Origin of the sequence: Spirillospora sp. NPDC046719 (genome assembly GCF_040645715.1) — a bacterium.
In the GTDB taxonomy this organism is placed as follows: Bacteria; Actinomycetota; Actinomycetes; order Streptosporangiales; family Streptosporangiaceae; genus Spirillospora.
Map to the genome: position 1 here is coordinate 1 of NZ_JBEYYT010000340.1, position 10,649 is coordinate 10,649.

9 protein-coding genes are annotated in these 10,649 nt (G+C 74.0%); 2 read left to right on the top strand and 7 right to left on the bottom strand.

Features of this window, described 5'->3' with window-relative positions; genetic code table 11:
- Positions 1-234: 234 nt before the first annotated feature.
- Positions 235-1,311 carry a hypothetical protein gene (locus ABZ914_RS37890; RefSeq protein ID WP_500199240.1) on the bottom strand — a complete coding sequence of 359 codons (1,077 nt, stop codon included), beginning with the start codon at positions 1,309-1,311 and terminating at the stop codon, positions 235-237.
- A 157-nt stretch (positions 1,312-1,468) separates the two neighbouring features.
- Entirely contained in the window at positions 1,469-2,626 is a 1,158-nt protein-coding gene (locus ABZ914_RS37895; protein ID WP_500199241.1) for an acyltransferase family protein, read from the bottom strand.
- A gap of 211 nt (positions 2,627-2,837) precedes the next feature.
- Here ABZ914_RS37895 and ABZ914_RS37900 point away from each other — a divergent pair, with 211 nt between their 5' ends.
- Entirely contained in the window at positions 2,838-3,602 is a 765-nt protein-coding gene (locus ABZ914_RS37900; protein ID WP_500199243.1) for an SGNH/GDSL hydrolase family protein, read from the top strand.
- A 74-nt stretch (positions 3,603-3,676) separates the two neighbouring features.
- Here ABZ914_RS37900 and egtD read toward each other — a convergent pair whose 3' ends face one another.
- Genes egtD through egtA form a run of 4 tightly spaced genes read right to left on the bottom strand, consistent with a single transcriptional unit; the run spans position 3,677 to position 8,053 of the window.
- Positions 3,677-4,633, bottom strand: a complete 957-nt coding sequence (egtD, locus tag ABZ914_RS37905) for an L-histidine N(alpha)-methyltransferase (RefSeq protein WP_500199245.1) — start codon at positions 4,631-4,633, stop codon at positions 3,677-3,679.
- A 25-nt stretch (positions 4,634-4,658) separates the two neighbouring features.
- Positions 4,659-5,393 carry an ergothioneine biosynthesis protein EgtC gene (gene egtC / locus ABZ914_RS37910; RefSeq protein ID WP_500199248.1) on the bottom strand — a complete coding sequence of 245 codons (735 nt, stop codon included), beginning with the start codon at positions 5,391-5,393 and terminating at the stop codon, positions 4,659-4,661.
- A complete protein-coding gene (egtB, locus tag ABZ914_RS37915) occupies positions 5,394-6,794 on the bottom strand; it encodes an ergothioneine biosynthesis protein EgtB (RefSeq protein ID WP_500199250.1) in 1,401 nt (466 codons plus the stop codon).
- The gene (gene egtA, locus ABZ914_RS37920) at positions 6,782-8,053 is read right to left on the bottom strand and encodes an ergothioneine biosynthesis glutamate--cysteine ligase EgtA (protein ID WP_500199252.1); all 1,272 of its coding nucleotides are present in this window, start codon (positions 8,051-8,053) and stop codon (positions 6,782-6,784) included. The genes egtB and egtA overlap by 13 nt, the downstream gene beginning before the upstream one ends.
- A 265-nt stretch (positions 8,054-8,318) precedes the next feature.
- Between egtA and ABZ914_RS37925 the strand changes: the two genes are divergently transcribed.
- Positions 8,319-9,578: an RNA polymerase sigma factor gene (locus ABZ914_RS37925; protein ID WP_500199254.1), complete on the top strand. Its 1,260-nt coding sequence runs from the start codon at positions 8,319-8,321 to the stop codon at positions 9,576-9,578.
- Positions 9,579-9,643: 65 nt separating this feature from the next.
- Here ABZ914_RS37925 and ABZ914_RS37930 read toward each other — a convergent pair whose 3' ends face one another.
- Positions 9,644-10,363: a rhomboid-like protein gene (locus ABZ914_RS37930; protein ID WP_500199255.1), complete on the bottom strand. Its 720-nt coding sequence runs from the start codon at positions 10,361-10,363 to the stop codon at positions 9,644-9,646.
- Positions 10,364-10,649: the final 286 nt, after the last annotated feature.

Sequence of the window (10,649 nt, forward strand, 5' to 3'; positions counted from 1 at the left end):
GGCGAAGCCGAAGGCGAGCCCCCATCGGGAAGCTCGCGAAGCGAGGTCGCGCTCGCCCAAGCAAGGTCAGGGTGCGAGCCGCCAGGCGAGCGCCCTGGGCCTGGCTTGCATAAGTGCTGCCTCCGGCGGATCCGACCGGGGGAGACGGATCCGCCGGAGGAGGGTGGCCGTCCGATGCCCGCTCACATCGGGCGGCCACCCACACTTCCCTCAGCGCGCCCCGGTCCGAAAACGTCACACCTCCGGCGCGGCGGTCTTCGGAGGGGCCGCGAACCGCCGGTGAATCAGCCGGTCCGTGAGCGCGCAGACCGCCACGGCCACGGCGAAGCAGAGCGCGGCGGCGCGGAGCACACCGGCCTCGTAATAGGTGTCGGTCACCAGCAGGACGGCCGCGGCGCCGGCCGCTCCCCCGGTGAGCAGCGCGGCGGCGATCTGGGCGGCCCAGAGGATCGTCCGGCGCGGTCCGGCGCCGGCGAGTCCTTCCCGTAGGGCGTGCACGGCGCCCGCGGCGCAGATGAGGAGGCCCGCGATGCCCGCGATGAGCGGCGTCCCGAAGTTCACGCCGTAGCGGACGGCCAGTGCCGGGATGAAGAAGAGGGCGAGCGCCCAGCGCAACCCGGTGCCGATGGAGGCCGACGCGAGCCCCGGTTCACCGCCTTGGGGTGTGCGGGCGGCCCACCAACGGGCGGCCACGAGGATCACCGCCGTGACGATCGCGCCTGGTAGGCGTCCACCGAGATGCCCGAGGTTGTAGAGGAGCGCCGTGTCGTAGACGGTCAGGACCAGTTGGCCCAGTGCCCATACCGAGACGGCGAACAGGAGCATCTGGGGGAACGACGAGACCGTGGGCGCGTCGGTGTCCTGCCGGGCGAGCCACTGGATGAGCAAGGGCGTCACCAGGCCCGTGCACGCGCGGATGATGATGTCGTCCACCGTGTAGGGCGTGTGCAGGACCCACTCCACGACGCAGAAGGCGAACGTGTAGGAGAGGGACGCGGCCCACACCATCCATGAGGTGGCGACGCGCCTGTAGAGCCCGCGATCCAACCACCGCAGCACCGTCACGTAGGAGAGCAGCCCGAACGGCAGCTCAAGGAATCCCGGTACGCGCAGCAGGCACGGCGCCAGGAGCTCTGGTGCAGGGAAGTGCGCGGCGAACGAGCGCATGGACGGCCCGTCCGCCAGTGCGAACCAGCCTTCCGGCACGTACCGCGCTATGAACGACGTGTCCCCGCCGTGGACGCGCAGGATGTACACGGTGAAGAGCACCTGGTTGACGTAGACGAGCGCCACGACCAGAGCGAGGAACACTTCCGGACGGGCCCAGACGCGTCCGCCTCCCCCGCCGCCATTACCGCTCCGCACAAGGCGCGGTACGAGGGCAAGGCTCACCCCCGTCGAAACCACCGCCGCGGCGTCCACCCCTATGGCCATGACCGACAAACATAGGCCGCCGGGGCCGGGGCGGTCAGCGGGCGGCGAGTTCCGGCGCGGCTTCGGGGGCGCGCGGGGCGGGCACGTCGCCGACGGCGTCTCCTGCGGGCACACCGCCGGCGGGTGCGTCCGCAGCAGGACGGGGCTTCGCGGACCGCATCGGCTCCAGCGACGCCAGCAGCCGTGCCCGCATCCACTTCGCGCCGGGCTTCTCCACCAGGCGATGCACCGCGTAGGCGAGCGCCAGGGACGCCGCGATGACGGCGGCGAGCGCGGCCCAGCGGTTCAGCCCCGGGTACAGCGCGTCCAGCAGCGGCAGCGCGAGCTGCGAATGGACGAGGTAGAGCGGGTACGTCAGCGCCCCGAGGACGGTCAGGCCGCGCCACCGCACCCAGCTCAGCCGGCCCGTCGCGACGAGGATCATCACCAGGAAGATGCCGGTGACGGCGGCCGCGACGGGCAGGTGGGCGGAGCCCTTGAACGCGCCGTCCGCCCGCCAGCCGCCCCAGTGCAGTGCCAGCAGGTAGGACACGGCGACGTATCCCCACAGCAGCAGCGTCGGCCCGAACCGGTGGATCATGTACAGCGCCATGCCGGCGATGAAATACGGGCTCCAGGTCGGCACCAGCATGATCTGCAGAAACTTGTTGCCGGCCTCGTCGGCGAAGACGCCGCCGAACATCCACGCCGCCATGAAGACCAGGCACGACCGGTAGGTGATGCCGATCCCGGCGAGCACGGCCGCCAGCACGTAGAAGTGCATCTCGACCCAGAGCGTCCAGTAGACGGCGTCGACGTTCTCGACGCCGAGCCCGCCCTGGAGCATCGTCAGGTTCGGCACGACGAGCCCGGGGACGCCGTGCCCCTCCCGGAAGACGGCGTACACGACCGCGCCGAGCAGCACGCTCGCCCAGTACGCGGGCATCAGCCGCACCAGCCGGGAGACGCCGAACTCGCCCGGGGAGCGCCCCCACGCGCTCATCAGGATCACGAAGCCGCTGATGACGAAGAACAGGTCGACGCCGAGGTAGCCGTACCGGGTGACCGCGCCCAGCGCGGGGAACATCTCGCGGGCGTGCTCCGGCCACGGCCCCGCGCCGCCGAACCCGGTGAAGTGGTACAGCACGACGGCGATGGCCGCCAGGAAGCGGAGCAGGTCGAGTTCGCGGAGCCGCGGGCGTCGGGGGGTCACCGCGGAACCCTCTCGGGGACGGGTTGCGCGGCGCGGGACGCGGCGTGAGAACCCGGTGAACGGCGGGTGTAGCCGGGGATGACCCGCGCCGGGCTCCAGGGGCCCCAGGGCCGCCCGGGGACGGGCCCCGGGTTTCGCGCGACGGGCGCGTGGGGCGGGAGGGGGTCAGTAAGATACCGGTGCATTCGCACCCGACTTTTGGTGGTCCTCCATGACATCTCGCCGCGCCCGACGCGGCGCGGCGACCCTCCTGCTGTGCCTGGGCCTGCTCGGCCTGCCCCTGCTGGCCGGGTGCGGCGGCACCGGAGGGCCCGGCCCCCGGACGGCCCGGGCGGACGGCCCGGCCCAGAAGAAGGCGGCCACGCGGTCGTCGGTGGTGTTCTTCCTCGGCGACAGCTACACGGTCGGGGACCGCGGCGTACTGCCGGAGACGACGTACGCGTCGGCGACCGGGCGGCTGATGGGCTGGCAGGTCATCGTGGCGGGCCGCGCCGGCACCGGCTTCGTGAAGACGGTCGCCGGGCAGTCGTTCCTGCAGCTGTTCGAGAGCCAGCTCGGCTGGCGGCCCGCGCCCGACCTGCTGATCGTCTCGGGCGGGCACAACGACTGGCGGGTCCAGCCGCCGCGCGTCGCGGCGGCCGCGCGGACGCTGCTCGAACGGGCCAGGCAGCGCTGGCCCGGCACGCACGTCGTGCTGATGGGGCCGCTGTGGGGCAACGACACGCCGCCGCCCAACGAGCTGGCCGTCCGCAACGCGCTCCGGAACCTCGCGACGCAGATGGCGGTCCCGTTCGTCGACCCGCTGGCGGAGCGGTGGATCACCGGGAACCGGCTGACCCACCGGGGCAACGCGCCCCAGTACATCAAGCGGGACGGCACCCACCCGGACGAGGCGGGCCACCGCTACGTGGCGACCCGCCTCACCGCCGACATCAAGCGCCTGGGCCTCGCCCACCCGCTCCGCCGACCCGCCTGACCCGGACCGCCGGGTCGCGGCGCGCCGCCGTCACGGGTGCTCCATGACGACGGCACGCCGCGGTGCGCGAGGGGTCAGTGACGCGCGGGGCGGGCGAGGCTGAGGGAGAAGTCGCCCGCCTCGTCGGTCCAGAACTCGGCGAGCTCCATCCCGGCGGACTCCAGCTCGGACGCGAGGCGCTCGCGGCGGAACTTCGCCGAGATCTCGGTGCGCATCTCCTCGCCCGCGGCGAAGCGGACGTCCAGGTCGAGGCCGCCGACGCGGACGTCCTGGTCGCGGGTGGAGCGCAGCCGCATCTCGATCCACTCCTCGGCGCCGTCCCAGACGGCGACGTGCTCGAACGCGTCCGGGTCGAAGTCGGCGTCCAGCTCGCGGTCGATGACGGAGAGCACGTTCTTGTTGAACTCGGCGGTGACGCCGGCGGCGTCGTCGTAGGCGCGGACGAGGCGTCCGGGGTCCTTGACGAGGTCGGCGCCGAGCAGCAGGAAGTCGCCGTCGTCCATGGTGGCGCGCAGCCCGCCGAGGAACCCGACGCGGTCGGCGGGCGGCATGTTGCCGATCGTCCCGCCGAGGAAGGCGATCAGCCGGCGCTCCCCGGCGGGCAGCAGGTGCAGGTGCTGCTCGTAGTCGGCGACGACGGTCCGGACGGTGAGGCCCGGATGGTCGGCGGCGATCCCGGCGGCGGCCTCCTCCAGGAAGTCGCCGCTGACGTCCACCGGGACGTAGGCGCGCAGCGTCCCGTGGAGGGCGCCGAGCAGCAGCCGGGTCTTCTCCCCCGACCCGGCGCCCAGCTCCAGCAGGGTGCGGGCGCCGGTGATCGCGGCGATCTCGGGGGCGCGGGCGGTGAGGATCTCGCGCTCGCGGCGGGTCGGATAGTACTCCTCCAGCTTGGTGATCTCCTCGAAGAGCGCGCTGCCGCGCTCGTCGTAGAACCACTTGGGCGGCAGGGTCTTCGGCGTGCCGGTGAGCCCCTCCCGGACGTCCTGTCGGAGCGTCTTGGCGAGGTCGTCGGCGGTCAGGAACCGGTCCACGTGGTCCTCCTAGCAGCGGGTCTGTCTACAGCGGGTCGATGCGGACGCCGGAGCCGGGTCCGGCGGTGACGAGCGAGCGGTCCGGGACGGGCCGCCAGCCGGGCCGGTCGTCCAGCGGTTCGGAGGCGATCCGGATCGCGTCCGCGTCCTCGCGGACGAACAGCGAGTCGCCCCAGGTGGTGGCGGCCAGTGCCGTCCCGTCGGAGGCGAGCAGGTTGTAGCGGCCGCCGGTGAGGCCGGTGACGGTCCCGACGACGGCGGCGAGGCCCTCGCCGAGGGACGCGCCGCCGCGCCAGTTCCGGACGGCGAGCGCGAACAGCGGCGCCGAGTCGAGCGGGGCGCGGGCGTCCGGGACGCCGGCGAGGTCGCCGGCGAGCTCGCGGAGCTTGGCCTCGACGCCGGCGAACCCCTCGACCTTGCCGTTGTGGCTGAACAGCCAGGGCCCTTCGCGGAACGGCTGGGCGCACGACTCGTCCACGGGGAACCCGACGGTCGCCGAGCGGATCGCCGCGACGGCGCAGGACGCGCGGACGGCGCCCGCGATCTCGCGGAACGACTGGTCGGTCCAGATCGGCTGGGACCGCCGGAACCGGACGGCGGCGCCGTCCTGGTACCAGCCGGCGCCGTACCCGTCGGCGTTCAGCAGGTTCCCCTGCGTCATGCGCGGCGCGTACGCCTGGTGCTCAAGGGAGTGCTCCCCCTCGTAAACGAGCGAGTGCAGCGTCCGCTCGGGGCCGAGGTAACCGAGGTGGCGGCACATTCAGCGCCCCTCCCCGGCCTGCGCCTCGTGGTGGGACGACCCCCCGCGCTCCCCGGCGACCGCAGAGCGCGCGCAGCGGAAGCCGGAGAAGATCTGCCGCCGGATCGGGTAGTCCCAGTTGCGGAACGAGCCGCGCACGGCGAGCGGATGCGTCGCCCACGAGCCGCCGCGCAGGACCTTGTAGTCGGGGCCGAAGAACACCTCGGAGTACTCCTTGTAGGGGAACGAGCGGAACCCCGGGTAGCCGTGGAAGTCCGACGACGTCCACTCCCACACGTCGCCGATGAGCTGCCGGACCCCGTACGCCGACGCACCGGACGCGTAGGAGCCGGCCTCGGACGGGCGCAGCAGCCGCTGCCCGAGGTTGGCGCGGCCCTCCTCGTAGACCTCGCCCCAGGGGTACTTCCGTGACCGCTGTACGGCCGGGTCCCAGCGCGCGGCCTTCTCCCACTCGGCCTCCGTGGGGAGGCGCTTGCCGGCCCACCGCGCGTAGGCGTCCGCCTCGTACCAGCACACGTGCTGGACGGGTTCGCGGGGCGGGACGGGCTCGGTGCGCCCGAACCGGCGCCGCAGCCACTGCCCTCCTTCCCTCGTCCAGAACGCGGGGGCGCGCTTGCCGCTGCTGTTGCGCCACTCCCAGCCGGCCGGGGTCCACCAGCGCGGGTCGTCGTAGCCGCCCGCCTCGATGAAGGCGAGGTAGGCGGCGTTGGTGACCGGCTCCACGTCGATGTAGTACGCGGGCAGGTCGACCAGGTGGCCCGGACGCTCGTTGTCGTACGCCCACGGGTCGTCCGAGGTGCCCATCTCGAACGGGCCGGCCGGGATGAGGACCTCGTCTCCCCCGGCCGCGGCGGCGGGCGTCTGCAGGGGCTCCGCGAGCGGGTCGAGCAGGGCGGGAGCGCCCTTGCGGAGCTGGTGCGTCGCCAGCATCGTCTCGTCGTGCATGTGCTCGTGCTGGACGACCATCCCGTACACGAACCCGCCGGACGTCAGCGGGTTCGCCGTGTCGAACCGCACGGACCCGAGCGCGTCCAGCACCTTGGCGCGCACCGTGCCGATGTAGGCGCGCGCCTCGTCCGGCGGCAGCAGCGGCAGCGACGGCCGCTCGGCGCGCGGGTGCTCGAACGCGTCGTAGAGGCCGTCGATCTCCGGGCGCATGGGCTCGGCGCCCGCGGCGGCCCGCAGCAGCCACAGCTCCTCGTAGTTGCCGACGTGCGCCAGGTCCCAGACCAGCGGCGACATCAGCGGCGACACCTGCGAGGTGAGGTCGTCCTCGGCGAGGACGTCGGTGGTCAGGCCGAAGCTGCGGGCGCGCACCCCGCCGAGCTCCTCGGCGATCAGTTCCTTCAGCGCGTCCTCGTCGTGCTCGGCGATGGAGCCCGGGGAGCTCAGCGGGGCCATGTCGGGTCCTCCTCGGACGTCGTGGTGGGAGCGTCGTGGTGGTCGTGGGCGCCGTCGCCGGAGGCCGCGGAGGCGAAGGCGAAGGCGGGGTCGTCGTCGGCGGGGGTGCGGCCGCGCTCGACGTAGCGGTGCGCGTACTCCTCCACCAGCGGGACGAGCCCGGCGGCGCCCATCCTCGGCAGCGCGTCGAGCGCCGCCGTGAAGCAGGTGCGCGCGGCGGCGGCCAGCGACGCGTCGGCGAGCCCCAGGCGGGCCGCCTCCGCCCACAGCCCCGCCACGGGCTCGGCGGCCTCCTCGGCGGCGCGGGACGCGGCCGGGTCGTCGAGCAGGGCGGCCGCGACGGCGACGGGCACCGGCCAGTACCGGGCGGGCAGCGCGTCGATCATCCGCAGTTCCAGCCAGCCGCGCGGCCGGACCGGCGGGAACAGCGTGGACAGGTGGTAGTCGAGGTCCTGCTGCCCCGGCTCGCCCTTGTCCAGCCATTCCTTGAACGACATGCCGGGGTCGGACACCCACTCCCCGGACGCCGTCTTGACCAGCATGACCCGCGCGTCCAGCGCGTACCGCGTCCACGCCTCGGCGGGGTCGCCGTCCGCGCCGTCGCGCAGCACCGGCAGGGTGCGGCACGGGTCCAGCTCGGTCCAGATGGCCTGCCGGGACGAGCGCAGCCCGGTGCGGCGGCCCGCCTTCAGCGGCGAGTTGGCGAACGCGGCGATCAGCAGGGGGCCGAGCGCGTGCGTGAGCCGCCACCGCCGGGCGGCGTCCGCGCGGTCGGCGCCGATGTCCAGGCAGACCTGGACCGACGCGGTCGAGCACATCATCGCGAGCCCCGCGTCGGCGAACCCGCCCGCGCTGAAGTAGTCGCGCATGCACCCGTAGCGGGGGTGCTCGGCCTGGAAGCGGGGCAGCCGGACGGGGTCGACGCCGTGGCCGACGAGGTCCAGCCCCGCCGGCGCGAGCGCGTCCCGCACGTGCGCGATGTCCCCGGCGAGCGCGGAATGCAGTTCGGAAACGCCGCGGAACGGCGCGGAGCTCAGTTCCAGCTGCCCGCCGGGCTCGTAGGTGACCGCGCTTCCGCCGGGCGGCGGACCGGCCTCGTCGACGAGCATCCGCACCCGCCGCGCGGGCACGTGGGCCGCCCGGTCGGCGGCGTCGACGACGAACCACTCCGTCTCCGCGCCGACCGTCCCGGGCGGGCCGGTCTTGAAGCAGACGCCGTAAATGTGCTGGTAGACGCCGTCCTCGGTGAGCCGTGGCACGCGACCTCCGGAAAAAGTTCGATAACGAGTTCGAATCCTTCCCTGCTGAACCGGATCAGGAATCAGCGAATTTTCGGGAACTTCCTTAAATCTGGGTGAACATGACCGTCTGTCGCTAAAACGATTACTTTCCGTGGCTATTCGACACGATGTTCACTCCCCGGCTTCTCACCGGTTGACCCGAGGCGCTAGAGTCCCGCTACCGACCGGTTTGCACACATTTGTGTAGCCCGGTACCAGACAGCGGAGACGACCGGGAGGTCACATGCGCGGCGACCTGGGCTCGCTCTACGACGCGCACGCCGCCCGCCTGTACGCGTACTGCTGGTCGCTCGTCGGCGACCAGCTCGCGGCGGCGGCGGTCGGCGACACCTTCGCCGCGGCGGTGCACCAGCCGCCGCGGGGCGACAGCGTGCTCTGGCTCTACTCCCTGTCCCGCACCGCGTGCGCCGAGCGCGGCGCCTTCGGCACGGCGCCCGGCGGGCTGCCGTTCGCCGACCCCGACCCGCTGCTGCGCGCCGCGGGCTCCCTGCGCGCCGACCACCGCGAGGTCCTGCTGCTGTGGGCCGGCGAGTGGCTGGAGATCCGCGACATCGCCCGCGTCCTCGGCCTCGCGCCCGACACCGCCGGCCAGCTGCTGAACGCGGCCCGGTCCCGGCTGGAGCGCGCCGTCCTCGACACGCTGATGCGCGGCACAGCCGGGCCGCAGCTCGAGCTGATCTCCGCGTTCGAGAAGGGGAGGCTGCCGCAGCTGCTCGCCAAGCGCGCGCCGGCGCAGGCGCCCGGCTGGCTGCGCGACCAGGTCCTCGCCGCGTGCGAGGCGGAGGCCGACCGGCCGCTGCCGACCGTCGCCGCCCCGAGCCCGCTCGTCGTCATCGGCGACGCCGACCGCAGGCCGCGGCAGAAGCGCGGCGTGTGGTCCAAGGGCCTCGGCGCGGCCGCGGGCGTCGCCGCGTCCGCGGCCGCCGTCATCGGCCTGCTGGTCTCCTGGCCCACCGCGAAGGGCGGCGGCGCCGCCTCGCTCGTCCCGACGGCCGGCAGCGGCCGCACCGATCCCGCGTCGGCGAAGACGACCAAGGTCACCGACAGCCCGCCGCCCGGCCTCACCGGTTCCGAGCGCTCGACCGGCGGCGCCGGCCCGTCCGGGAACCCGGTGACCAGCGCGTTCGACGGCCAGCCGCAGCCCGCCGGCACGCCCGGCCAGGGCGCCGCGCCCGGCACCCCGGGCGCGCCGTCGACCACGGGCGCTCCCGCCAAGAAGCCCGTGGGCTCCTCGCCCTCGGACAGCGACAACCCCGGGAGCGGCACCCCGAGCAAGCCCGGCGACACGTCGCCTACGACGCCGCCCGACTCGGGCACGCCGACCACTCCGCCGGACACCGGCGGCTCCGACCCCGCGACCCCGCCGGACGGCGGCTCGACCGACCCGACGACGCCGCCGGACACCCCGTCCGACCCGCCCGCGAGCGGCACGCCGGGCCCCAGCCCCACGTCCAACCCCACGCCCGAGCCCGGCCAGGGCTGACCCGGACCGCACGGGTCCGCTCGCGGAGCCGCTGAGGCCCCGGCATCGGGCTTCGGACGGGCGCGTCAGGCTTCGGAGGGAGCGGGGCCCGGCTTGAGGGAGTCCTGGACTTCCTGCACGGCGTGCGCGGCCCTGGCCTCGGCCGCCTCGATGGCGTCGGCCACGGGCGTCGCGCCGGTCGCCCGGCCCCGTTCGCGGAGCAGCAGCACGCCGCCGACCAGCGCGCCGCTGATCATGGCGACGAGGTGCCCGACGGCGGCGACCTCCAGCGAGAACAGGCCCTCGAACAGGAAGGGCAGGAGCGAGACCCAGGCGGCGAAGGCGAGCAGCCGGCGGATCCGGCCGTGCCCGTACAGGATCGCGGCGACGAGCGCCGCGCACAGCACGTAGGACGGGCCGACGTCGGAGATCGTCCGGACGGAGTCCGACAGCAGGCCGGCCTCCAGCCGCACGAACGCGATGCCCTGGCTGATCAGCGTGCCGGTGACGTGCGAGACCGCGACCAGCACGATCGCGCGCGCGTTGCCGAACCGCCGCACGACGGGGAACAGCCCGAGCACCGCGACGACCAGCAGCGCGGCCTGCGACCCCTCGGCGACGAACGCCGAGGCGACCATCGTGCCGACCGGGTCGACCGAGAGGTTCGCCAGGTTGGTGCTGGCCCACGCCACGACGGCGCGCTGGGCCGCCGGCGGCAGCAGGACGACCTGCACCAGCCAGATCGCCGCGAACAGGCCCACGAACGCCAGCGGCATCGGGTACCGCTTGATGAAACCGCCCATCATCCCGGCAAGCCTAGGTGCTCCAGATGTGTCGGGGCCCCGATACCCCCGAGACTCACAGGAAAACGACGGCTTCTCCAAGGTGCCTCCCTGCCCACGGGTACGGGCGCGCCTGCCCACGGGTACGGACGCGCCGGACTCCGGGTTCGATGCCGGGTCCGGCGGCGGGGGTCGGCGGCGGGGTCGGTGCGGCGGCGCGGCGCGCCGTCCCTGGGCGGCGGGTGGGACGGCGCACCGCGGGTCATGGGGCGGGCGTCAGACGGCGGCGGCGCCGTCCACGGGGCTGGTG